The sequence below is a fragment of the Bacillus sp. BB51/4 genome, from assembly GCF_008368845.1.
Classification (GTDB): Bacteria; Bacillota; Bacilli; order Bacillales; family Bacillaceae_G; genus Bacillus_A; species Bacillus_A wiedmannii.
In genome coordinates this window covers 203,386-225,683 of sequence record NZ_QOSC01000009.1, presented here as the reverse complement: position 1 = coordinate 225,683, position 22,298 = coordinate 203,386, and the positions used below count along the sequence as shown (strand labels likewise).

General features: G+C 35.5%; 26 protein-coding genes, 1 riboswitch and 1 other annotated feature. Of the genes, 14 read left to right on the top strand and 12 right to left on the bottom strand.

Features of this window, described 5'->3' with window-relative positions; translation table 11 throughout:
* Positions 1-67: 67 nt before the first annotated feature.
* Positions 68-244 (bottom strand): DUF1272 domain-containing protein, encoded by a 177-nt coding sequence (locus DN392_RS12375; protein ID WP_001207875.1) that lies wholly within the window; start codon positions 242-244, stop codon positions 68-70.
* Positions 245-439: 195 nt separating this feature from the next.
* Between DN392_RS12375 and DN392_RS12370 the strand changes: the two genes are divergently transcribed.
* Positions 440-1,261 (top strand): pentapeptide repeat-containing protein, encoded by an 822-nt coding sequence (locus DN392_RS12370; protein WP_064469134.1) that lies wholly within the window; start codon positions 440-442, stop codon positions 1,259-1,261.
* A 45-nt stretch (positions 1,262-1,306) separates the two neighbouring features.
* Here the strand turns inward: DN392_RS12370 and DN392_RS12365 are convergent, their stop codons facing one another.
* The gene (locus DN392_RS12365) at positions 1,307-2,191 is read right to left on the bottom strand and encodes a DMT family transporter (protein WP_000814750.1); all 885 of its coding nucleotides are present in this window, start codon (positions 2,189-2,191) and stop codon (positions 1,307-1,309) included.
* A 332-nt stretch (positions 2,192-2,523) separates the two neighbouring features.
* Between DN392_RS12365 and DN392_RS12360 the strand changes: the two genes are divergently transcribed.
* The gene (locus DN392_RS12360; protein WP_033658726.1) at positions 2,524-3,309 is read left to right on the top strand and encodes a glycosyltransferase family 2 protein; all 786 of its coding nucleotides are present in this window, start codon (positions 2,524-2,526) and stop codon (positions 3,307-3,309) included.
* Here DN392_RS12360 and DN392_RS12355 read toward each other — a convergent pair.
* Genes DN392_RS12355 through rfbF form a run of 4 tightly spaced genes read right to left on the bottom strand, consistent with a single transcriptional unit; the run spans position 3,278 to position 7,258 of the window.
* Positions 3,278-4,201: an NAD-dependent epimerase/dehydratase family protein gene (locus DN392_RS12355; RefSeq protein WP_000723111.1), complete on the bottom strand. Its 924-nt coding sequence runs from the start codon at positions 4,199-4,201 to the stop codon at positions 3,278-3,280. The two genes, DN392_RS12360 and DN392_RS12355, sit on opposite strands and share 32 nt — an antisense overlap.
* Positions 4,198-5,421: a class I SAM-dependent methyltransferase gene (locus tag DN392_RS12350; RefSeq protein WP_000435762.1), complete on the bottom strand. Its 1,224-nt coding sequence runs from the start codon at positions 5,419-5,421 to the stop codon at positions 4,198-4,200. The genes DN392_RS12355 and DN392_RS12350 overlap by 4 nt, the downstream gene beginning before the upstream one ends.
* A 12-nt stretch (positions 5,422-5,433) precedes the next feature.
* A complete protein-coding gene (gene rfbG / locus DN392_RS12345) occupies positions 5,434-6,489 on the bottom strand; it encodes a CDP-glucose 4,6-dehydratase (protein ID WP_000168670.1) in 1,056 nt (351 codons plus the stop codon).
* 1 nt (position 6,490) lies between these two features.
* Positions 6,491-7,258, bottom strand: a complete 768-nt coding sequence (rfbF, locus tag DN392_RS12340) for a glucose-1-phosphate cytidylyltransferase (protein ID WP_000648786.1) — start codon at positions 7,256-7,258, stop codon at positions 6,491-6,493.
* A 274-nt stretch (positions 7,259-7,532) separates the two neighbouring features.
* Between rfbF and DN392_RS12335 the strand changes: the two genes are divergently transcribed.
* The 4 genes from DN392_RS12335 to DN392_RS12320 all read left to right on the top strand — a co-directional run bounded on the left by DN392_RS12335 (position 7,533) and on the right by DN392_RS12320 (position 10,604).
* On the top strand, positions 7,533-7,940 hold the full coding sequence (locus tag DN392_RS12335) for a MerR family transcriptional regulator (protein ID WP_000285633.1): 408 nt from the start codon (positions 7,533-7,535) through the stop codon (positions 7,938-7,940).
* A gap of 120 nt (positions 7,941-8,060) precedes the next feature.
* Positions 8,061-9,389, top strand: a complete 1,329-nt coding sequence (locus DN392_RS12330; protein WP_000402265.1) for a hemolysin family protein — start codon at positions 8,061-8,063, stop codon at positions 9,387-9,389.
* 52 nt (positions 9,390-9,441) lie between these two features.
* Entirely contained in the window at positions 9,442-9,855 is a 414-nt protein-coding gene (locus DN392_RS12325) for an ATP synthase subunit I (RefSeq protein WP_000613585.1), read from the top strand.
* Positions 9,856-10,055: 200 nt separating this feature from the next.
* Positions 10,056-10,604, top strand: coding sequence for a DUF2179 domain-containing protein (locus DN392_RS12320; RefSeq protein WP_000938437.1), 549 nt, complete (start codon positions 10,056-10,058; stop codon positions 10,602-10,604).
* A gap of 96 nt (positions 10,605-10,700) precedes the next feature.
* On the opposite strand, the gene DN392_RS12315 is transcribed toward DN392_RS12320, so the two are convergent.
* Both DN392_RS12315 and DN392_RS12310 read right to left on the bottom strand, forming a co-directional pair.
* Positions 10,701-10,928, bottom strand: coding sequence for a DUF3923 family protein (locus tag DN392_RS12315; RefSeq protein ID WP_000830333.1), 228 nt, complete (start codon positions 10,926-10,928; stop codon positions 10,701-10,703).
* A gap of 76 nt (positions 10,929-11,004) precedes the next feature.
* On the bottom strand, positions 11,005-11,385 hold the full coding sequence (locus DN392_RS12310) for a hypothetical protein (protein ID WP_000727606.1): 381 nt from the start codon (positions 11,383-11,385) through the stop codon (positions 11,005-11,007).
* A 340-nt stretch (positions 11,386-11,725) separates the two neighbouring features.
* Here DN392_RS12310 and DN392_RS12305 point away from each other — a divergent pair, with 340 nt between their 5' ends.
* The gene (locus DN392_RS12305) at positions 11,726-12,640 is read left to right on the top strand and encodes a tetratricopeptide repeat protein (RefSeq protein WP_001024474.1); all 915 of its coding nucleotides are present in this window, start codon (positions 11,726-11,728) and stop codon (positions 12,638-12,640) included.
* 12 nt (positions 12,641-12,652) lie between these two features.
* On the opposite strand, the gene DN392_RS12300 is transcribed toward DN392_RS12305, so the two are convergent.
* Positions 12,653-13,900: an MDR family MFS transporter gene (locus DN392_RS12300; RefSeq protein WP_000834831.1), complete on the bottom strand. Its 1,248-nt coding sequence runs from the start codon at positions 13,898-13,900 to the stop codon at positions 12,653-12,655.
* Between the two features lie 112 nt (positions 13,901-14,012).
* On the opposite strand from DN392_RS12300, the gene DN392_RS12295 reads away from it, so the two are divergent.
* From DN392_RS12295 to DN392_RS12285, 3 genes are all read left to right on the top strand, one after another.
* The gene (locus DN392_RS12295; protein WP_002108006.1) at positions 14,013-14,555 is read left to right on the top strand and encodes a CGNR zinc finger domain-containing protein; all 543 of its coding nucleotides are present in this window, start codon (positions 14,013-14,015) and stop codon (positions 14,553-14,555) included.
* 41 nt (positions 14,556-14,596) lie between these two features.
* Positions 14,597-15,352, top strand: coding sequence for a class I SAM-dependent methyltransferase (locus DN392_RS12290; RefSeq protein WP_048565965.1), 756 nt, complete (start codon positions 14,597-14,599; stop codon positions 15,350-15,352).
* Positions 15,353-15,499: 147 nt separating this feature from the next.
* Positions 15,500-16,375, top strand: coding sequence for a BclA C-terminal domain-containing protein (locus DN392_RS12285; RefSeq protein WP_088321407.1), 876 nt, complete (start codon positions 15,500-15,502; stop codon positions 16,373-16,375).
* Between the two features lie 54 nt (positions 16,376-16,429).
* Here the strand turns inward: DN392_RS12285 and DN392_RS30365 are convergent, their stop codons facing one another.
* Both DN392_RS30365 and DN392_RS12280 read right to left on the bottom strand, forming a co-directional pair.
* A complete protein-coding gene (locus DN392_RS30365) occupies positions 16,430-16,573 on the bottom strand; it encodes a hypothetical protein (protein ID WP_000945246.1) in 144 nt (47 codons plus the stop codon).
* 96 nt (positions 16,574-16,669) lie between these two features.
* A riboswitch (cyclic di-AMP (ydaO/yuaA leader) is annotated at positions 16,670-16,812 on the bottom strand.
* Positions 16,813-16,850: 38 nt separating this feature from the next.
* Entirely contained in the window at positions 16,851-17,312 is a 462-nt protein-coding gene (locus DN392_RS12280) for a GNAT family N-acetyltransferase (protein WP_000615114.1), read from the bottom strand.
* A gap of 137 nt (positions 17,313-17,449) precedes the next feature.
* Between DN392_RS12280 and DN392_RS12275 the strand changes: the two genes are divergently transcribed.
* Both DN392_RS12275 and DN392_RS12270 read left to right on the top strand, forming a co-directional pair.
* A complete protein-coding gene (locus tag DN392_RS12275; protein ID WP_000539721.1) occupies positions 17,450-17,698 on the top strand; it encodes a GlsB/YeaQ/YmgE family stress response membrane protein in 249 nt (82 codons plus the stop codon).
* A 63-nt stretch (positions 17,699-17,761) separates the two neighbouring features.
* Complete coding sequence (locus DN392_RS12270; RefSeq protein WP_000416920.1) at positions 17,762-18,883, top strand: AI-2E family transporter; 1,122 nt, start codon at positions 17,762-17,764, stop codon at positions 18,881-18,883.
* A 29-nt stretch (positions 18,884-18,912) separates the two neighbouring features.
* Here DN392_RS12270 and DN392_RS12265 read toward each other — a convergent pair whose 3' ends face one another.
* Positions 18,913-20,070: a 1-deoxy-D-xylulose-5-phosphate reductoisomerase gene (locus tag DN392_RS12265; protein WP_000241781.1), complete on the bottom strand. Its 1,158-nt coding sequence runs from the start codon at positions 20,068-20,070 to the stop codon at positions 18,913-18,915.
* Positions 20,071-20,208: 138 nt separating this feature from the next.
* Positions 20,209-20,417 (top strand) — a binding site (T-box leader).
* Between the two features lie 4 nt (positions 20,418-20,421).
* Here DN392_RS12265 and DN392_RS12260 point away from each other — a divergent pair.
* Positions 20,422-21,459 carry a tryptophan--tRNA ligase gene (locus DN392_RS12260; protein ID WP_142292462.1) on the top strand — a complete coding sequence of 346 codons (1,038 nt, stop codon included), beginning with the start codon at positions 20,422-20,424 and terminating at the stop codon, positions 21,457-21,459.
* A 219-nt stretch (positions 21,460-21,678) separates the two neighbouring features.
* The gene (locus DN392_RS12255; protein ID WP_088321405.1) at positions 21,679-22,242 is read left to right on the top strand and encodes a maltose O-acetyltransferase; all 564 of its coding nucleotides are present in this window, start codon (positions 21,679-21,681) and stop codon (positions 22,240-22,242) included.
* Positions 22,243-22,298: the final 56 nt, after the last annotated feature.

Genomic DNA, 22,298 nt, shown 5'->3' with positions numbered 1-22,298 from the left:
TATATTTGAAAAATCGTTGATATAATTTCATAAGTCTAAAAAAAGCAAAGCGATATCGCTTTGCTTTTTATTGTTTCTTTTTCGGTCTACGTACTAACTCGCCGCCGCAGTTTGGGCAAACGTTTTGTCTTTCTTCTGTACATGGTGCACAAAATGTACATTCATACACGCAAATGTAAGCTTCAGAATCTTGCTCCAGCGATTGATCGCAAATTTGACAGTTTGTTTTCATTTGTAGTGCCATAGTAAGTCTCCTTTTAGTTTGAAAATTTATAATTTAATTATAATTCATTAGATAGAATTAGTCTTTTTCAATTGAAAGGAAATCGAATGATAAAGTTGTGATTTGAAATGAAAGATGCCAATTTATTTTAAAATTGATTATTTTGTGCAGTTGGAATATTATGAAATAGTCAAAAGACAACAGGGGGTATACATTTTGACTAATCATAACGATCATTTAAAAGCAAACTGCGAAAAATGCTTCGGTTTATGTTGCGTGGCGTTACCGTTCGCAGCATCGGTAGATTTTGCGGTGAATAAAGATGGTGGGAAGCCATGTTCTAATTTACAGTCAGATTATAAATGTAGCATACATAAAGATCTTAGAGGAAAAGGTTATAAAGGTTGTACAGTATTTGAATGTTTCGGCGCTGGACAGAAGATTTCTCAAGTTACATTTAACGGGATTGATTGGCGGAAAGATGCTAAGCATGCAAGAGAAATGTATGATGCTTTTCCAGTTATGCATCAGCTTCATGAAATGCTTTGGTATTTGAATGAGGCTATTCTATTAAAGGCGACGCAGCCAATTCATAAAGAACTAAATAAAGCAATTGAAGAGACTGAGCGCCTTTCGAATTTAACTGCGGACGAGTTAATGAAAGTAAATATCCCGTTACACCGTGCAGAAGTAAATGTTTTACTTTTAGAAACGAGTGAGCTAGTTTGGAAGGAAATGAATGCTGCGCGTAAGAAGCGAATCATTCACCGCGGAGCAGACCTTATGGGAGCAAATCTGAAAAAGAAAAATTTACAAGGGGCGAATTTAAGAGGAGCGTATTTAATTGCGGCTAATTTAAATGGCGCAGACTTACGTGGAGCAGATCTCATCGGAGCAGATTTGCGGGATGCAGATATTCGTGGGGCCGATTTTACAAATAGTATTTTTCTGACGCAAGTTCAAGTTAATGCGGCGAGAGGGGACAAACATACGAAATTACCGAAATTATTGTCCCGTCCATCGCATTGGAGTGCGTAAAGAGTGTATAAAAACAGGCAGAGATTAAGAATCTCTGCCTGTTTTTCATTTCTTTTCAAAAGTAGTAATGAAAACACTACATATAATAAGGATACCACCAATAAAAAAGTTACTATTTAATGTCTCATTTAATAAGAGCCAACCAAGCAACGATCCAACGATAGGTTGGAAGAAGAAAAATAAAGAGCCGATGCTAGCGTCCATTAATTCTAATCCTTTATTCCAAAGGAAAAAGGCACCTGCCGTTGAGACGACACCTAAGTAAATTACGCCTAATATTACGTACGTATTTACTGTTTCGATAGAGGTTGATTGTAGTTCCCATATCATAAAAGGTGTAATGAAAAAGAGTGAAAAGAATATGGCGTACGTTGTAATCACTAAAGATGAAAATCGAACTGAAGCAATCTTTACATAAATGGATAGTAAAGCCCACGTAATAGCGGCCCCGACTAATATGATCGTACCGATAAAATAGGAGCCAATTTCAATATCCCATCCAATGACGATAATGACGCCAATTGTCGCTATGATAGTAGATAGCAGTCTACGAGCGGTTAGCTTTTCTTTTAAAATGATCGCTGCAAAGATAACCATAAATGCAGGGGTGGCTGATGTTACTAACGAGCCTGTATGAGCATCAGATAATTTTGTTCCGATAAATTGACATGTGATCGAAATGAAGTATCCGATAAATCCAATCCAAGCGAATAATAGCCAATCTTTTTTGCGTATGGTTATTTTTTTCTTTTGCTTTTTCTCAGCTATTTTCAAAATTGCATATAAAACAACAAAAGCAACGATAAAGCGTAGCCAAACGAGTGTCAGTGGTGGGATAAAGTCGAGTACGTATTTGCTAACAACATACATACCGCCCCATATACTAGCTGCTAGTGATAAACATATAGCTCCTAAAATTGTTTGTTTCATGTTAAAGTACCTCCGTCTATTTTTAGGGTATTATGAGTTCCCTAAGACGAGGCATAATGCACGTGTTATATGAATGCCCGTCTTAGTTTATAGACGGCCTACAGGTTGATCGTTTTCGAATGAAGTGTTGTAGTACATGCGTGCATTCCTCCTTCATATTTTATAATGATATTATAACTTAATTTTCAGTTTATTGGGATGTTTCTTTAGAAGATGGAAATGGTGGTTGTCTAAGCAAGCATACTATATGGTAGAAAAACATATTTTTTAAATAAAAGAAACCAATTACATAATTGATAAGTATAGTAAGAGTAGGATGAAAAAGTAGATTAATAGAGAACAAGGAGGAGATTGTTATAACTACAACCGTTATTTCTCATTTTTATAATGAAGAATATTTATTACCGTGGTGGCTTGCTCATCATACGAAACTTTTTGATCATGGCATTTTAATTAATAAAGGCTCAACAGATCGTTCGGTTGAGATTTGTAAAAAATTCGCACCACACTGGGAAGTACGAGATTCTGCAAATCCAGAGTTTGATGCATTTGCGACAGATCATGAAGTGATGATGGTAGAACAAGAAGTAGAAGGGTGGAAAATGATTTTAAATACGACTGAGTTTCTTTGTGTGCAAGATAAAAATCAGTTTTGGAAATCACTTAATGAATTGGAGGGGAGGATGTATTGGCTAGAAGGGCTTATTATGGTTGATGATCCTAACTACAATTATCCGGACCTTAACTTTGGAATACCTTTAATGAAACAGCGATTTCACGGTTATTTACCAGAAGATTGGCCATTATGGAGAAGAGGTAGATTTATTCATAATCATGAACACGGAAGTTATACGGTTGGAAGACATTTATCTGCGCATGAATCTATGGTTTATCCGCCTCTTGCTTGTATATTATGGTTTGGGTTTAGCCCGTGGAACGATGCGATGAGAAAGAGAAAGTTACAAATTGGTCCGACTCTTTCTGAAGCTAGTAAGCATGGGGGAATGGGTACGCATCATATTATTACGCCGGAAAAACTAGAAGAATGGTATAAGGAATTAGCGAGAGGAACGAAGGATTTACGTTTTAGTAATGCATATCGTTATGCTTTTGTATAAATGATTCCCACCATAAAATTGTTTCTTCGATTCCAGTATTTAGATCGTATGTTGGTTTCCAGTTTACTTCAGTTTTTAAACGTTCTACATTAACCCCGACGAATAAAGGTTCATCTTTAGAGAAAGGGATTGCACCTAGTTTAATTAAATGTTCTTTTCCTATCTTTTTAGCAATGATAGAAGCTAATTCTTTAATTTGTATAGATTGACCAGAAGCGATATTGACTGTGCCTGTAACGTTGCGGTTTAATACTGTTACGAGAGCATTAGCGACGTCGCCCACATGGAGGAAATCTCTTGATTGTTTTCCATGTGTACATAGTGCTTCCTCATTTTTTAATAAGGAAGTGATAATGTTAGAAACGAGCCGATTCCCTTGTTCGTGAGGGCCATACATATGAAAAATGCGGCCCCAACACATGCTGAGACCGGTTTGCTCGGCGTACGTTTGTAGCCAGGAGTGCAGTGCGTTTTTACATAATGAATACGGGGTTTTATAGGAAAGAAGCGGTGAATCTTCAAATAATACGCCGTTAAACCATTCATATTCTGCGCCAGTACCTGCAACGACGACTCGCTTTCCACCGCATGTTGTGAAGTGTTGGATCAATGAGATACTGGATGTAAGCCAATAGTAATTATTAATAGATACATAACACGCTGGTGGTACTGCTTCCCAAGCTAAATGGATGAGATGACTAGGTTTCATGTCGTAAATGAGTTTTTTTATTTCTTCATCGTAAAGTAAGTTTACTTTATGCCAATGGCAAGAAAGGTGAGAAGGCTTATTTGTATTGTAAGTGGCGTGCACTTCATAGCCCTTTTGAATAAGAGAATGTACAACATATTTACCAATCCATCCACTACCGCCTGTTACAAGGATTTTTTTCATGGCTCAATTACCTCAACTTCTGGTATTGTTACTAAAAATTTGCCGCCCCATTCACGAATGAAAGAGCATTCTTTCATAATTTCATCTTTCAAATTCCAAGGAAGTATGAGAATGTAATCAGGTTTTGTACGTTTAATTTCTTCTGGAGATTGTATTGGAATGCGGGTTCCTGGTAGAAGGAGGTTTTGTTTGTGAGGGTTTTTATCTACTGTATAAGCTAGAAACTCTTTTCCTATCCCGCAATAATTTAAAAGGGTGTTTCCTTTAGCAGGAGCACCGTAACCGATAATTTGTTTGTTTAAAGCTTTTGCTTCGATAAAAAACTTTAAAATATTTATTTTCAATTGTTCTATGCGTTTAGAAAAAAGGAGATAGCAATCTAATGTATCTAGCCCGTGAACTACTTCTTTTTGGATTGATTTTGTAACATTGGAATGGATAGTAAATGAGTCACTATGATGGTTTATAAAAATCCGCAATGAACCACCATGCGTTGAAAGTTCTTCAACATCGACAATTTGTAAATGATGATGAGCTAAAATTTTTTGAAGACTTATAAGTGAAAAATAGGAGAAGTGCTCATGGTAAATCGTATCAAACTGATTAAAGGATATGAGGTTTAATAAGTGCGGGAATTCAATTGTTATTGTGCCATCTTGTTTTAATAACGTTTTTAAACCGGCGACAAAATCATGCAAGTTCGGGACATGTGCTAATACGTTATTTGCGACGATTAAATCTGCTTGCGGTAATTTTTTTGCTAAGTCGTTGCTGAAAAAATCTACTTGAGTAGGAATTCCTTTTTGGATAGCGCTTTCTGCTACATTTTTTGCTGGTTCAATTCCTAACGTTTCGATATTTTCTTTTTGAAAGTATTGTAATAAGTACCCGTCGTTACTCGCAATTTCAATCACCCTTGAATGTTTCGTTAAATGGAAGCGTTTAATCGCCATTTCTACATATTGCTTAGCGTGCAGTAGCCAGCTTGATGAGTAAGAACTGAAGTATAAATAGTCATGGAAAATATTGTGCGGAGATTCAAATTCATCTAATTGTACAAGTAAACAAGAGTTACAAACAAACGTGTGCAATGGATAAAATGGTTCCATTTTATATGAATGTTCTGGAGCTACAAATGAGTTAGCGAGAGGAGAAACACCTAAATCTAAAAAAGTATTTGTAAGTAATGAGTGGCAAAAACGGCATTTTTTCTGTTCCATTTTTAAGCCCCCTTATAAATTTTTGAATGCATCGATTTGTTGTCGCGTGACAGATTCCATATTTTCACCGGATGCATATTTTTTGTACCAATCAACAGTCCAAGCGATAGAATGGTCTGTTGATAACTTAGGAGTCCAACCGAGTTTATTTACTGCTTTAGTACTATCGAGTGTTAAAATAGGTGATTCATAAGGGGTATTTGTATGAGGAGAAATGATTGTTAGTGGTTTATTCCATAATTTTATTATAGATTGGATGACATCATGAACGGTTCTGTTCGCTTCATTTATCGGGCCGAAATTCCACGCTGCTGCAAATTTGGCGTCTTTCCATAGCTTCTCAGCTAAAAGAATATAGCCATGTAAAGGGTCTAATACGTGTTGCCACGGACGAATAGCGCTTTTGTTTCTAATATTTAATGTATTATCTTGTAAATATGCACGAATGATATCCGGGAATAATCGGTCTTTTGCCCAATCACCACCGCCGATGACGTTACCTGCTCTTACTGAGGCAAGTTTAAGTGTGTTAGTGCGGAAGAATGATTTTTGATAGGATGTTGCAACTAGTTCAGCACAAGCCTTACTAGCACTATAAGGGTCGAAACCTCCTAGCCGGTCGCTTTCCACGAATGCCCGGTTACCGCTCCCGTCATTTTCATAACATTTATCACTTGTAACATTAATGATGCCACGTATACTTTCTATATGTTTAGCCGCTTCTAATACGTGAACAGTGCCTAAAACATTCGTTTTAAATGTTTCGATAGGATTTTTATATGAAGTGGTGACGATTGGCTGGGCTGCTAAATGAAATAGTATGTCAGGGTTATGTTGTTTCAGGGCCTGGAATAAAGAATCGTAATCTGTAATGTCGCCATTAATTGTCATACACTCTTTTGCTACGTTACCTTGTTCAAAAAGGTTAGGAATGGATGGAGGATGAGAAGAATAGCCGAATACCTCTGCACCTAAAGAAGTTAAGAAAAGGGTGAGCCATGAGCCCTTAAAGCCAGTATGTCCCGTAATAAATACTTTTTTCTTATTCCAAAAAGATGATGAAGCCATATTACCAAACCTTCCACGGAGCGTTATTACTTTCCCATAGCTCGACTAATTTATTTTTATCGCGCAATGTATCCATTGGATGCCAAAAGCCAGTATGTTGATATGCTGCTAGTTCATTTTTGTTTACTAACTGAACTAAAGTGTCTGTTTCAAAAACAGACTTATCTCCACTAATGTAATTGAAAACATCAGGATTTAAAACGAAAAATCCACCGTTAACCCATCCGCCATCACCTAATGGCTTCTCTTGAAAGGATGTTACAGACTGTTTATCTAATACGAGAGAACCAAATCTACCAGGAGGTTGTACGGCTGTAACAGTTGCCATTTTGCCGTGTTTTTTATGAAATGCAATGAGTTCGTTTATATTTACATTGCTTAATCCATCGCCGTAAGTGAGGCAGAAAGGTTCGTCTCCAACATAATTTTGAATCTTTTTTACTCGTCCACCCGTTTCGGTAGTTACACCAGTATCGATTAGTGTAACTTTCCACGGTTCTACACGATGAGAATGGCTAGTAATTGTATTATCGCTTAAATGTATTGTGAAATCGGACATGTGTAAGTTGTAATTTAGAAAGAATTCTTTAATTGCATATCCTTTATAGCCTAAGCAAATAATAAACTCAGTAATCCCGTAATGGCTATACAAACTAATAATGTGCCATAGAATAGGTTTTGTTCCAATTTCAATCATAGGTTTTGGTTTTAAATGCGTTTCTTCACCAATCCTTGTTCCGTATCCACCTGCAAGAATAACAGCTTTCATTTTTTCCTCCCAATTAAAAAGAATTTGATATCGATGTTATTATGATATGTACTTAAATTAGAAAGGAACGGGCAATTTCATAGTTATATTTTGTTCGTTTTGGTTTTTTGAATTTGAGTATTTTGCTATATAGTTAAATTAATAGGTTAGGTCATATAAGATAAGGCGATAAATTTTGTATAAATTATGAATAATAAACCGTCACGTTTGACTGTACAGTTTATGTATTGTATGATGTTAGTAATATAAACAAGGGGGGAAGATCGTTGGGAAGGTGTATCGAATCGGACAGTTGGCTCTCATGGCTCACGTGTCGAAACGCACGATTGATTATTATACGAATCTAGGAATCTTAAAAGCGGAGCGATCTCAATCTAATTATCGCTATTACGATGAAACAGCATTTGAGACATTACAATTTATTGAGAAGTGCAAAGAAATGCATATGCCGCTTTGTGAGATTAAAGAGAAAATCGAGGAGAAGAAGAAGCTGCTCGGTATCAATGAACACGTTTCGAAACAAGTGAATGAAGTGACAGACCATATTCATCAATTAGAAGCAGAGTTAACGGAGTTAAAGCCGCTTTTAGATGGATTGACTGATTCACAACGTGAAAAAATATCGAAATCTTTATCTGGTCAAACGACAGCTTTAATACAGACACTTGCTCTATTATTATAGAAAAAGTGAAATCCGACCTCTTTAATTTTTGTATCGGGCTATGTTTTCTAATAAACAAATAAGAAAACATTATAGTATACAGGAGGTGGACACCTTAGTTTTTTAAACTAAGGGGATTCATTGGAAATATTTAATTTAGTCATGGTTGCGATTTTAATCGCATTTACTGGATTTTTCGTAGCAGCAGAGTTTGCGATTGTAAAGGTACGTTCAAGTCGTATTGATCAGCTTGTTGCGGAAGGGAAACGCGGTGCTTTAGCAGCGAAAAAAGTAACAACAAATTTAGATGAATATTTATCTGCTTGTCAATTAGGTATTACAGTTACAGCTATGGGATTAGGTTGGTTAGGTGAACCGACAATTGAAAAGTTATTACACCCGTTATTTGAGAAATGGAACATAAATCCTTCTATTTCATCAGTATTAACATTTGGTCTTGCTTTTATGCTAATGACGTATCTACACGTTGTAGTAGGGGAATTAGCTCCGAAAACGATGGCAATTCAAAAGGCTGAACAAGTAACATTGTTATTGGCAGGTCCGTTAATGATGTTCTATAAAGTCATGTATCCATTTATTTGGGTATTAAACGGTTCAGCTCGTGTTGTAACTGGCTTATTCGGTTTAAAACCAGCTTCAGAACATGAAGTAGCTCATACAGAGGAAGAATTACGTCTTATCCTTTCAGATAGCTATGAAAGTGGCGAAATTAATCAGGCTGAATACAAGTATGTAAATAACATTTTTGAATTTGATAATCGTATTGCAAAAGAGATTATGGTACCGCGAACAGAAATCATTGGTTTCTACCTGGAAGATTCAGTAGAAGAACACATGAAAGTAATCCAAAATGAACGATACACACGTTATCCGATTTTTGGAGAAGATAAAGATGATATTATCGGTATGGTCAATGTAAAAGATTTCTTTATTCGATATATGAACAACGATAAAGAAGATTTATCATCGATTCGCACGTATATGCGTCCGATTATTGAAGTGATGGAAACAACTCCAATTCACGATTTATTACTTCAAATGCAGAAGAAGCGAATTCCGATGGCTGTTTTATATGATGAGTACGGAGGAACAGCCGGAATTGTAACGCTTGAAGATATCTTGGAGGAAATCGTCGGCGAAATTCGTGACGAATATGATGAAGATGAAGCACCACCAATTCAGCATGTGAATGAGCACCATAAAATCGTTGATGGAAAAGTGCTTATCTCCGAAGTGAAAGATTTATTTGGATTACACATTGAAGAAGATGATGTGGATACAATCGGTGGCTGGATTATGATGCAAAATCATGAAATTGAAGAAGGACAACATGTTGAGGCGGAAGGGTATGCATTTAAAGTGTTAGAAAAAGACGCTTACCAAATTAAACGTGTTGAAATTCGTAAGATGGAGCAAGAACAAGAAGAAGAGAAAGCAGCAACTGTGTAAGTTGCTGCTTTTCTTCTAAAGTATAAAAAATGCGAAATTAGGAGCGGATATTTTGATTCAAGCAGCCTTACGTGTATATCGATTACAATTGTATGTGATCTTTAGTGGTTTACTACTTATGTGGACGATTACTCCGTTTGGAAAACAAGTAACAGGGTTTGGTATCGGATTAGCTGTAAGTGCATATTGCCTTTGGTTATTAGCTCGCAGAGTGGAGAAACTTGGGAAAAGTATCGTCATGAAAGAAAAGGCTCCTGGATTAGGAGTTCTAAACCGATTTGCAGCAGCCATTTTAGGGGCTATTATCATGTATGAAATTGAGCATGAAATGGAAATGTGGGCATTCGGTACAGGCATTTTAGGTGGTCACTTTTTAATGATTGCGAATTTAGCTTATGCAAATATGCAGTTAGTGAAGGAAGAAGAGAAGCAAAGGGAACATGCTTCGAAAAACATAGAGCTATGATGAAAGGGACCTAGTGGGGTTCCTTTTTTGGGTTTAAGCGAGTTAATGAAAGGAATCAAATTTACGACAAATATAATACGCTTCTTTTTTACGTTTTTCAATAGTATGAAAAATAATGTAAAAAAATTAAAAAACCCATCGATTTCTAAAGGTTATGTATGTTATTATGACAAAAGACTTTTTGAAAGAGGTGGATACCAATGTTACAAGCGTTACTTATTTTTGTGCTTCAAATTATTTACGTTCCAATTTTAACAATCCGTACGATTTTGCTTGTAAAGAATCAAACAAGATCCGCTGCTGGTGTTGGATTGTTAGAAGGAGCTATTTACATTGTCAGTTTAGGTATTGTGTTTCAAGATTTATCAAATTGGATGAACATCATTGCCTATGTCATTGGCTTTAGTACGGGACTATTATTAGGCGGTTATATAGAGAATAAATTAGCAATTGGATATATTACGTATCAAGTTAGTTTGCTAGACCGTTGTAATGAATTAGTAGATGAACTACGTCACTCTGGATTTGGTGTTACAGTATTTGAAGGCGAAGGAATTAATTCAATACGTTATCGCTTAGATATCGTTGCAAAGCGTTCCAGAGAAAAAGAACTGTTAGAAATTATTAATGAAATTGCACCAAAAGCGTTTATGTCTTCTTATGAAATCCGTTCATTTAAAGGCGGATATTTAACGAAGGCGATGAAGAAAAGAGCATTAATGAAGAAGAAAGATGAACATGTATCGTAAAGAAAAGGGAGTTGTGCAGCTGTAAAAGCATGTCATAATCCCTATATAAAAAAGAGAGGAATCTACATTAAAATAGATTCCTCTCTTTTTTATGTATTATTTTTTTCTACTCTTTCTCAGATTAACAATTAACCATACAACTTGAATAATTAGTGGTAATATAAATGCAATTAATAAAACGATAAAGGCAATTAATTTCAGCTCAAGTGTTTGAGTAACACCGGTCCCATCAACCTCTCTTAGCCAAATGATAGCTGTCAATATCCCGAACGTTATAATCCAAAATATGTTACCAATCCACCAATAAATCCATCTTCTTTTCATGCTAGCACTCCTTAAATTTACCCTCTGTTAAAAGTAAATTTTCGTTCGTTACATTTATAATGAAATACCTATAAAATTAATTTTTTTTAACTGTATATCTAACTTGTTTAAAGGTTACCATGTCTCCATCTTGAGTATCATCTTTCGTTTGCAAAAGTTGGACTTTTGGTTTGTAATCTGTCCTATGAGCGTGCTCGATATCTTTAATGTTAACTTTGTAGGATTCACCATTCTTTATTTTTTGTGCCAATACTTTTTTATTGGCAACATAAATAAAAGTTACTTTATTTTCATCAATACCTTCAGTCTTAATTTCTAATTCATTATCTTTTGTTGTAATCGTTGGTGTTAATAATTCCATACTGCCTTTCCCCGTTTCTAAAGAATTTTCTGCTATAGTTGAACATCCGGATAATATAATTCCAGTGAATAGAAGAAAAGCTAATTTCTTTTTCATAACATCCCCCGATTTCAAGTGATTTTTGATTTTGGTATTGCTAGGCTTGTAGTGTTTTATGTAAATGTTTAGCTAGCACTCTTTTTAATTGTACCATAATATGTAAAGTGAAACAGGTTATATATCCAATTTGTGGATAATAGGAAAGCTTACTTATGACCGAGAATCAGTACTTTTACAGTAAGTATATATTTTCGTTAGAAAGCGGTGTTGCTAAAGGCATTATAAATTGGATGTCCAAATGTAGGATAATGAATTTATTTTTTATGGAAATTACAATTTTTACATTTTAAAATAATGATAGGGAATAGAGGAATTCATTTACTTCGGAGGTAGTTACTTGAACATTAACGAGAAGGCAATTGAAATGTTTGAACAAAATAAATATGAGGAAGCGATGGAACTGTTTCAACGAGCAGTACACGAATCTAGAGGTGTACAATCCCTCAATAATCTTGCTTGGATGTATTTTTATGAGGAAGAGGATGATGATAAAGCTCTTGAATTAATAAAAGAAGTTGTTAAGTTGAATCCTTCCTCATACTTCCCTTATAACATTTTAGGGGACATTTACATAAAACAAGAAAAGTGGACAGAAGCGAAAGAAGTATTACAAAAGTCTATTTCGATTCAACCATCCAATGAAGCATATCACAATGTAGCTGTAGCGCATTATAACCTTGGAGAGCTGGAAAAAGCTTCGAAATTTTTCTTGCGAGTTGCAGGGGATTCGGACTATATCATGTATTGCTATGTAAAATGTTTAATTGATTTAGAGCGAACGACAGAAGCGAAAGAGAAGTTAGATGCTTTTAACAGGAAATCTGATAATTTTTTAGGAGAAATTAATGTAGCAGATTTATATGTTGAGTTGCATTGCTATAAAGAAGCAATTGAATGGTTCGAAAAGGGATACAAAGAATGCTGGAAAAGTCCCAATTGGATTAGTAGATTTGTGTATGCTCTATATAAAGCTAATAATTACTCCCGTATGAATGAAGTTATACGGGAATCTATTGAAGCGAAAACAGAAGAAATAGAAGACGTTCAGAATGAAGAGGTAGAAGAAAACTGGACAGAAAAAGATAAGAAAGAGTTAATTGAGGAATATACAGAAGAGAATAATTGTTATAAAACAATGATAGAACGTATCAAATCTGGATACGTTCCAGGGTTAGAATTTGAAACGGATTATATAGGGGGATGCTATTTATTTGGCTGTAAAAGACATAATCATCTTGAATATGAAGAATAAAAAAATCGGCTGTCAAATATGACGGTCGAATTTTTTTATGATAGGCCGGTTGTCTAAAGGTACCATCTCAATTGTAATGTGATTACATAGGTATATATCTTCTTTAGGGAATCCTTTTTTAATATTTAAAATATGTAGTGAAATAAAACCAATAAGTCCTATTCCACCGAAAATAAGCCATGGTGTATACATTCCGCCTAAGTTGGATGTAAAAGATGTACCGGTATAATTACCGATGATAAAACCAAATGCGAGTGATAGTTGATAAAATCCGAAGTAAGTAGCTGTATATGATTCGTTACTGTAATTTGCAATAGCAATATCAGCGTTAGGTAATACGAGTGTTTCGCCAATTGTAAATAAAATTACACAAATAAATAGCCAATACGGGTGTTGAAATAAAGGAATGAGTAAAAAGGAAATACTCATTAATAAAACACCGTATTTAATAATCGAAAGTGTATTGTATTTATGAAATAGTTTTCGAAATAATACCATAAATATGACGCCTGTTATTGCATTTATCGTAATAACTAGTGTAGCAAGCTGGTTGCTATTACTAATGTTTTTCATATGAAGTGGAAGTGCGACAGTAAGCTGAGTAAACATAATATAGAAGAAAATCATAATAAATGAAAACAAAAGGAAAGATTTGTTTTGTAAGATAGCCTGTAGCCCTAATGTAATAGACGTATTTTCAGTAGTGACTTGGAAGTGATTTTTAAGTAAGTAAAAGATAAAAGCAAATAACAGCATAAGAGATCCTGTTAGAGAAAAAGCATAGATTGGATCGAGTAAGAGTAAGAACCCTCCTGCAATTGGTCCAATTATTGCACCGCAATTAAAACTAAGGTTTAAATATGTAAATAAATTTTTTCTCATATGAGCTGGTTGTGAGCCGAATATGGCGCGCGCAGCAGGTTCGTAAAATGCGGTTCCGAAGCCAATAAGTGCAGAAGAAATAGAAGTTGTATAGAAATCAGAGCATATTCCTAAAGCGATAAATCCGATTCCTCTTAAAAATAATCCGGCTATCATCATAATGATATAGCCTATTTTGTCAGCAATTAGACCTGAGAATAATGGGACAACTCGTGATGTGATTGTCATAACCGTCAACACTGTTCCTACTTGAACAGCAGAAAAATGAAGAAAGCTTAATAGATAAATAGCTAAAAATGCGTATACTGCAAAATACCCAAAAGACATAAAAAATGAAGAAATAAGCATGAAACGTATCGGTATTGAGAAACTTTTCATAGAACTCCTCCTAATATTGTAACCAGTAAAATTATTTAATGGTTAACTATTTTATATTATAATTATACATAAAGTCAGAAAAAAGTAAATTTTAAGAAGAAGGTGGATGGAATTGAATCAAAATGCACCAAATGAATTAGAATATATTCGGGAATTTTTAAATACATGGAAAATACCAAACGATACGAGAGAGCCAATTGATATGCTGCAAACAGAAGAGGATATAAAGCTCTTTATGAAAAAATATTTTCATGAAGAGGTTCCATTTCATACGATAGAGGAATTAAAAAGTTTTCGAGAAGATATTCGGTTAACCGTTGAAGGCGAAGGATCATTGCAAAAGTGGTTAGAGAAATACCCATTTCATGTACATGTAAAAGAAGATATGAAAGGTATTACATATGAGCCTGTGCACGAAGAGAATGTATATACAAAAGTATTAAGCGTTGTTTTAATGGCGATTCAAGAAAATTTGTGGGGAAGGTTAAAAGCATGCCCAGATTGTCGCTGGGTATTTTATGATCATTCGCGAAATGGAAGTAAAAGATGGTGCGGTATGTATGCTGGAGAAGCCGGAGGAAGAGCGTGCGGTACGATTGCGAAAGTGAAAAATTACCGGGCGAAGAGAAAAGGGAGATCGGGTTATAATGTGTAATTTATATTAGGGGAAGAAAATTGGATGGGGGAATGTAGAATATGAAAGGTACACAAATGTTAGCTTTAAATAAAAAGTGTTGGGATACAGTTGCACCATATTTCTTTCAAGTGGATTGTTTACCGAAATATGGTCCGTATACAGCGTCTGAAGATGAGATTCATTTGTTCGATTCAATTAGAAATAAAAAGGTTCTTGATATTGGATGTGGAAGTGGGCATTCGTTGCAATATATGGCAGAACACGGGGCAGAGGAAGTATGGGGGCTTGATCTTTCAAGTGAACAAATTAAAACAGCGAGTGAAACGTTAAAGTGTTGGAATCCAAAATTAATATGCGGAGCAATGGAAGAGGAAGGGGATATTCCGAAAGGGTATTTTGATATTGTATATTCCATTTATGCATTAGGTTGGACTTCGAATTTAAGAAAAACGTTGGAACTAATTTATTCGTATGTAAAGCCAGGCGGAAGTTTTATTTTTAGCTGGGAGCATCCAGTGTATTCAAACTTACAGTATGGTACAGAAGAAATTGTTTTAAAGTCTTCATACCATGAGGAAACACCTATTACGTTTGAAACATTTAAAGGAGAAAATGTACAAGCGACATTATATAAGAGAAAAATAAGTACATACATAAATGAGTTAAATAGAGCGGGATTTACAATTGAGAGAATAGAAGAGCCTGAACCAGCTAGCTCATTTGATGAAGAACGAGGTGAGCCGTCTACGAAATATTATTCTTTATATAAAGCTAGAATGGTGCCAACGACTTTTATTATTAAGGCGAGAAAGTAAAGTGCTTTATAAAAAGAAGCCTATCATTTCAAATAAATGAAATGATAGGCTTCTTTATTTTTTTAAAAATGAGTTCAGAGGTGTACTTTTCTTATAAAAATGCATTTCATATAAAAGGTGTAATTATTTTGGGGAAGGGGGATTGTTGTGCGTCATCATAGAAAGTGCAAAAAATTTGGAGTGGCACTGCCTCTTCCGCTTATAGGAGCAACGGGTCCACAAGGCCCTCAAGGTATTCAAGGCATACAAGGTTCGCGAGGAACAACGGGAGCTCAAGGAATACAAGGTGCCATTGGTGATACTGGAGAGCAAGGTCCTGTTGGCGATATTGGATTACAAGGACTAGAAGGAATACAAGGAATCCAGGGGCCAACTGGTCCACAGGGCATTCAAGGTCTTCAAGGAATTCAAGGTCCGATTGGTCCAACAGGCCCAACTGGACCTCAAGGAATACAAGGAATAACCGGATCAACAGGTCCAACCGGTCTAACAGGAGCAACAGGAGCGACGGGAGTGACTGGTGCGACCGGCCCGACAGGGTTACAAGGGATAAGAGGAGCAACCGGCGCAACAGGTCCTACTGGATCGTCTGCCATATCAACAGGTGGTGGCTATTTCTTCTCTACCTCAACAAGTACAATTGCAGCAAATGCCAACATCCCAATTAATTCTGGATCAACTGTATATGGAACGGGTGTATCTTTAACTAGTGCTACAACTGTCACAGTATCCACACCAGGAATATATTTAGTAAGCTACTATTTCCAAGGGGACGCGACTGGTGGGAATGAGACAGTATCTGTTAGGTTGCTATTAAATGGAACACAAGTAACAGGGAGTTTCATACAAAATGTGACGACATCAACGGTAGTAATCGAACCAGCCATTTCAAATACACTTCTTGTGAATGTAACGAGTGCCAATTCAACATTAATATTACAAAATGGCCCGTTAGGTGTAGGGCATGTGACGACTATAGCAGGTGCGATTACGGCAAGTTTAAATGTAGTGAGAATACTATAAGGAATATAAAAAACACAAGGAATGTCTGTATAGACACACCTTGTGTTTTTTTCTTTATCTTTTCGGTTGAAAAATATGCTGAAAGAAGTATTTGTGATGTAAGTTATCTACAACTTTATTTGCTTGATATGTGCGATGTTGTTCGAGTCGAAGTCTTTGCTCCATCATTTTTATTGCGTGATCAGATAAACGTAACATTATACATGTCTCCTTTTCTATAAATATAGGTGTCTATTGGTATCGATCCCATATTTATAATTAAGGAGGTACGCTGTGTAACATAGGCAAAAAGCACCTTCCTCTCCCATTACGCTTACGAGGTTAGCTGTCGGACTCGGGAAGTGAGAGTTTCCCTACTTAAAAAAGATTCGCCCCAAGTAGCATGGCTACAAAAATGGTTCCCCCGCTCCAAATTTTGGACTCAGCAAAAGGTTTTATAAAGTAAAAGATAACACAAATAAATCGACGAGTCAAACTATTTGATGTTTTCTGATTTTTTTAGTGAGGTTAAAACCACTCCATCGGATAATATAATATCATTTATTTTAATAAATCCATGTTTTTTATATAAAGACAGAGCAGGTGTATTTTCTTTCCCTGTTTGTACAATATATGTTTGTGAAGGGGAGAACATGTCAAATACATAAAGTAGTAGTTTTGTAGCAATTCCTTTATGAAAATGATCGGGGGATACTACTAAACGATGAATATCAACTTCTTCTTCATCCATTTTAAAAGAAATAAACCCGGCAAGTGTATCTTCATAAAAATAGCCGTAGAAAATTTCATCACATGATCGAATATCGGCTACAGTATCATAAAGGCGAGGGATAGCTGTACTATTTATATATTGTGCCTCGATTTCATAAGCTGGTATTTGAATGCTTAAAATAGAAGTAGCGGTTTTGTGAGAAGTTGTTATTAATTTTTGAATCACTCGGTAAAAACCTCCTTGTAAGCTTTATTTTCATAGATTTGACAAGATTTTTCTTTATTGGATATAATAATTATAATAGTTACATAATAATTTAGTATCAAAAAGAAATACACCATAATAGAAATGGAGGACTAAAGATGGGATGGATTATCACATTAATAGTTGGTGCTATTATAGGTGCAATTGCAGGTTCTATAACGGGTAAAAATTTCCCGGGTGGTATGTTTGGAAATATTATCGCAGGTTTATTAGGTGCTTCGTTAGGTGGTAGATTATTTGGATCTTTTGGGCCATCATTTGGTGGGATTCATGTCGTGCCAGCATTATTAGGAGCAATCGTATTAATTCTTATTGTATCATTTGTAGTGAAAGCTGCAAGAAAATAAAGATATAGATTATGATGAAGAGCCCTGAATAAGGGCTTTTCATCATTCGAAGAGGTGGTTTCATTGGAAAAAGTAAATATAAGAAAAAGAGATAAGTTGAAAAAGTTTTTTAGAGAACAAAATTATTTAGCGGTGTTACTTGGATTTGCGTTATTGTTTATTAACATATTATTGCTAACGAAAATTTCTTTTGTGTTTACTCCGTTTATCGTCTTTTTAAAAACAATTTTCTTCCCTGTATTATTAGCGGGTGTACTATTTTATATTTTACATCCATTCGTTTCGCTTTTAGAAAAGAAAGGCGTTTCAAGAATCGTATCAATCGCTTCTATATATATAATAGTACTAGGATTATTTGTGTTTTTAGTTGTAACAGTAATCCCGATTATTAAAGATCAAATTGATGCATTAATAGATAACTTACCGTATTTCGGTCATGAAATTGAGCGAGCGGCACGTAGATTTGGGGAAAGTAATTTACTAGGGAAAATTCAAGAGAATTTAAATGTTGATGTAGCGAGTATGGTAAAAGACTACACAGTTGATTTTACGAAGTCGTTATCATCAGTAACTGGAAATGTAACTGGATTTTTAAGTACTGTTACAGAGGTCGTTTTAACGTTTGTAATGGTTCCATTTATATTGTTCTATCTTTTAAAAGATGGTGAACAATTACCGAACCACTTTTTAAAGTTTATTTCAGAACAAAGACACCCAGCAGCGATGAGAATACTAGATGATATGCATTATGCGATTAGCTCGTATATTAGAGGGCAAATTATCGTTAGCTTGTTTATCGGTATTATGCTATTAATCGGTTACCTTATTATTGGTATTAAATATGCGGTACTACTTGCTATTTTAGCAATGATTGTAAATATCGTTCCATACGTAGGACCAATCATTGCAATTACACCAGCATTAATTATCGCATTTATTGACTCGCCATCAATGGTGTTAAAAGTAATTATTGTAATGATGGTCGTACAATTAGCAGAAGGTAAATTTATTTCTCCGCAAGTTATGGGAAAAAAGCTAGACATTCACCCAATTACTATCATTTTTATTATTTTAACTGCCGGAAATTTATTTGGAATTATGGGGATTATTTTAGCAATTCCAGGATATGCGATATTAAAAGTGTTAGTAACGCATAGTTATAGATTTGTTAAGTTAAATACGTAGGAAAAAGAGCTAAAACAGATAAAACTGTTTTAGCTCTTTTTTATTAAGAATTGATTTGCGTATTGGCGTGCCCATTGATCAGCTTCTAATATAGCATCGAGTGAAGGATCTTTTACATTATGATGAGCCTCAACTGTATTGTAAATTGTTTTTTCGATATCGAAAAATGCAATTTCATTTTTAAGAAATAGTGCATTTGCAATTTCATTCGCTGCATTTAATACAGCTGGAGTTGTACCGCCAATTTTGCCACATTCAAATGCGTATTGTAGACAGGGGAACTTCTCTAAATTTGGTTTTTCAAAATGCAAACTACCAATTTCTAATAAATTTAATTTTTCATAGGATGAAGGTAGTCGAGTAGGGTAGTGAAATGCATATTGAATCGGCATTCTCATATCAGGGGCACCGAGCTGTGCCATGACTGATCCATCAATAAACTCTACTAAAGAGTGAATGATACTTTCTTTATGAATCATAACATCAATTTTTTCATAAGGAATATCGAATAGCCACTTAGCTTCCATCACTTCAAACCCTTTATTCATTAAGGTGGCAGAATCTATCGTTAGTTTTGCCCCCATTAACCAGTTTGGGTGTTTTAAAGCATCCTTCGCTTGTAATGTTTTCATTTCTTCACGTGTTTTATCACGAAAAGCGCCGCCAGAAGCTGTAACAATTAATTTTTCGATTTCCTTATTATTTTCCCCATTTAAACATTGGAAAATAGCTGAATGTTCACTATCGACTGGAATTAGGCGGCATCCGTTTTGTTTCGCTAGTTCGGTTACGATATGTCCAGCTGCAACTAAAGTTTCTTTGTTAGCGATGGCGATATCTTTCTTCGCCTTTAATGCTTCAATTGTTGGGAGTAAACCTGAAACACCGACAACTGAACTTAATACAAGATTTGTATCAGGATGGGTAGATACTTCAATTAAACCATCAGTTCCATATGTAATTTTTGTATTTGTTGAAATACGAGAACGCAATGTGTCCGCTAATTCTCTTGTCGCTACGCTTACAATACGAGGCTGAAACGATTCGATTTGCTTTTCGAGAAGATCGATATTATAATTTGCGGTTAAACCGACGATTTTAAAATGTTCAGGATGAGCGGAAACGACATCTAATGCAGATGTGCCAATGGATCCCGTTGAACCTAAAATGGATATATATTTTACCATGAAAAAACCTCCAAAGTTGTTTCGAGTATTTCTGCAAACCTATATATTATTAGACAATCAAGGTGAAAATTCCTGCTATATAAAACAGAAAATTAGGGTTTAATTGGAAAGGGAATGTGATAAACTGTAAAAAATAACGAAAAAGCAATGAAAGAGAAGAGTACATATTCGAAACTTTGCAGAGAGCTGATATGTGGTGGAAATCAGTAAGGGATGAATATGGAATGGGCTCTGGAGCTTCTTGCTGAAATGAGTAGGCAAAGACGGTTACTTCACGTTACGAAGTTGAAGCGAGCTATTAATGATAGCTAATGAAGGTGGTACCGCGGGAGTCTCTCGTCCTTTTTAAGGATGAGGGGCTCTTTTTATTTTGAGAAAGGAGGAGTTAGGTTGAGTGAAAAAATAATGTTAACAGGAATTAAGCCGACAGGTTATCCGCATTTAGGAAATTATATTGGTGCGATTAAACCTGCACTGCAAATGTCAAAGAAGAATGAAGGAAAAGCATTGTATTTTATAGCGGATTATCATGCGTTAAATGCTGTACATGATCCAAGTCAGTTTAGTAGTTATACGAAAGAGGTAGCAGCTACTTGGTTATCACTCGGACTTGGAGAAGATGTTATTTTTTACCGACAAACAGAAGTGCCGGAGATTCTAGAATTAGCTTGGATATTAGCTTGCCTAACTCCGAAAGGGCTTATGAACCGTGCCCATGCGTATAAAGCGAAGGTAGAGCAAAATAAAGAAGCGGGGTTAGAGGTCGACACGGGAGTGAATATGGGATTATATACGTATCCGATTTTAATGGCAGCTGACATATTATTATTTCAAGCTACTCATGTGCCCGTTGGAAAAGACCAAATTCAGCATATCGAAATTGCGCGTGATATTGCGACGTATTTTAATCATACATTCGGCATGACATTTACGCTTCCGGAGTATGTCATACAAGAAGAAGGAGCAATATTACCAGGACTTGATGGAAGAAAGATGAGTAAAAGTTACGGGAATGTGATTCCGTTATTTGCGGAGCAAGAAAAACTACGAAAGTTAATATTTAAAATCAAAACAGATTCTTCACTTCCAAATGAACCGAAAGAATTAGAAACATTATTTATGATATATAAAGAATTTGCGAAGGAAGATGAAATACAGTCGATGCGTGAAAAGTATGAAACTGGCATTGGATGGGGCGATGTGAAAAAAGAGTTGTTTCGCGTTGTAGACCGCGAATTAGCAGGACCTCGGGAGAAATACGCAATGTATATGCAGGAGCCCAATTTATTATATGACGCGTTAGAAAAAGGTGCTGAGAAGGCACGGGCTATTGCGAAGGTAAATTTAGCGGAAATTAAAAAACGGATTGGATTTGAGAGGGGATGCTGAGCGTTCCCTTATTTTCCAATATAAATTTTAATTATTTCTTCGTCATTTCGTTAGGTGAAGTAAGAATTCACATTTCCTTTCAAAACTTATTAGTTGCACATATTAAAAAATATGCTAATATAGGGATACTTATTAAATGTGTTTAATAAGTATAATTCAAGTCACTTATTAAAGGCGTTTAATAAGTAGGGCTCAATCGATAATAAAGGAGAGGATTGTATGAAAACGGAGAAAGAAAAGATGGTGGCAGGAGAAATGTATATTGCGGATGACGAAGAATTGGTGGCTGATAGGGTGAAGGCAAAACGTTTAACACGTCTTTATAACGAGGCGATGGAGACAGGAGATGAACAACGTTTTACTTTGTTAAATCAGCTTTTAGGTTCTTCAGCTGATGGGAAATCCCAAATTAATCCTGATTTTCGTTGTGATTACGGCTACAATATCCATGTTGGAAAGAGCTTTTTCGCAAATTTCAATTGTGTGATTTTAGACGTTTGTGAAGTGCGAATCGGTGATAATTGTATGTTTGCACCAGGTGTCCATATTTATACGGCCACTCATCCTTTACATCCGGTGGAACGGAATTCTGGTAAAGAATATGGAAAGCCTGTAAAGATTGGTAACAACGTTTGGGTTGGCGGGGGAGCTATAATTAACCCTGGTATTTCAATTGGAGACAACGCTGTAATTGCCTCAGGGGCAGTTGTGACAAAAGATGTACCTCATAATGTAGTTGTTGGTGGTAATCCAGCTAAAGTTATTAAAACGATAGACTTATAGAAATCATTTTTTACGGGTATATGAATAAACTGGTGTCTTATCGTATAGACAATGTG

Bases quoted from the DNA above. Each gene is read 5' to 3' on its own strand.
- DN392_RS12315 (WP_000830333.1), bottom strand. From the start codon at position 10,928: ATGAAAAGAAGATGGATTTATTGGTGGATTGGTAACATATTTTGGATT.
- DN392_RS12265 (WP_000241781.1), bottom strand. From the start codon at position 20,070: ATGGTAAAATATATATCCATTTTAGGTTCAACGGGATCCATTGGCACA.
- DN392_RS12260 (WP_142292462.1), top strand. From the start codon at position 20,422: ATGAGGGGCTCTTTTTATTTTGAGAAAGGAGGAGTTAGGTTGAGTGAA.
- DN392_RS12275 (WP_000539721.1), top strand. From the start codon at position 17,450: ATGGGATGGATTATCACATTAATAGTTGGTGCTATTATAGGTGCAATT.
- DN392_RS12290 (WP_048565965.1), top strand. From the start codon at position 14,597: ATGAAAGGTACACAAATGTTAGCTTTAAATAAAAAGTGTTGGGATACA.
- DN392_RS30365 (WP_000945246.1), bottom strand. From the start codon at position 16,573: ATGTTACGTTTATCTGATCACGCAATAAAAATGATGGAGCAAAGACTT.
- DN392_RS12255 (WP_088321405.1), top strand. From the start codon at position 21,679: ATGAAAACGGAGAAAGAAAAGATGGTGGCAGGAGAAATGTATATTGCG.
- rfbG (WP_000168670.1), bottom strand. From the start codon at position 6,489: ATGGCTTCATCATCTTTTTGGAATAAGAAAAAAGTATTTATTACGGGA.
- DN392_RS12375 (WP_001207875.1), bottom strand. From the start codon at position 244: ATGGCACTACAAATGAAAACAAACTGTCAAATTTGCGATCAATCGCTG.
- DN392_RS12355 (WP_000723111.1), bottom strand. From the start codon at position 4,201: ATGAAAAAAATCCTTGTAACAGGCGGTAGTGGATGGATTGGTAAATAT.
- rfbF (WP_000648786.1), bottom strand. From the start codon at position 7,258: ATGAAAGCTGTTATTCTTGCAGGTGGATACGGAACAAGGATTGGTGAA.
- DN392_RS12320 (WP_000938437.1), top strand. From the start codon at position 10,056: ATGTTACAAGCGTTACTTATTTTTGTGCTTCAAATTATTTACGTTCCA.
- DN392_RS12350 (WP_000435762.1), bottom strand. From the start codon at position 5,421: ATGGAACAGAAAAAATGCCGTTTTTGCCACTCATTACTTACAAATACT.
- DN392_RS12310 (WP_000727606.1), bottom strand. From the start codon at position 11,385: ATGAAAAAGAAATTAGCTTTTCTTCTATTCACTGGAATTATATTATCC.
- DN392_RS12300 (WP_000834831.1), bottom strand. From the start codon at position 13,900: ATGAAAAGTTTCTCAATACCGATACGTTTCATGCTTATTTCTTCATTT.
- DN392_RS12365 (WP_000814750.1), bottom strand. From the start codon at position 2,191: ATGAAACAAACAATTTTAGGAGCTATATGTTTATCACTAGCAGCTAGT.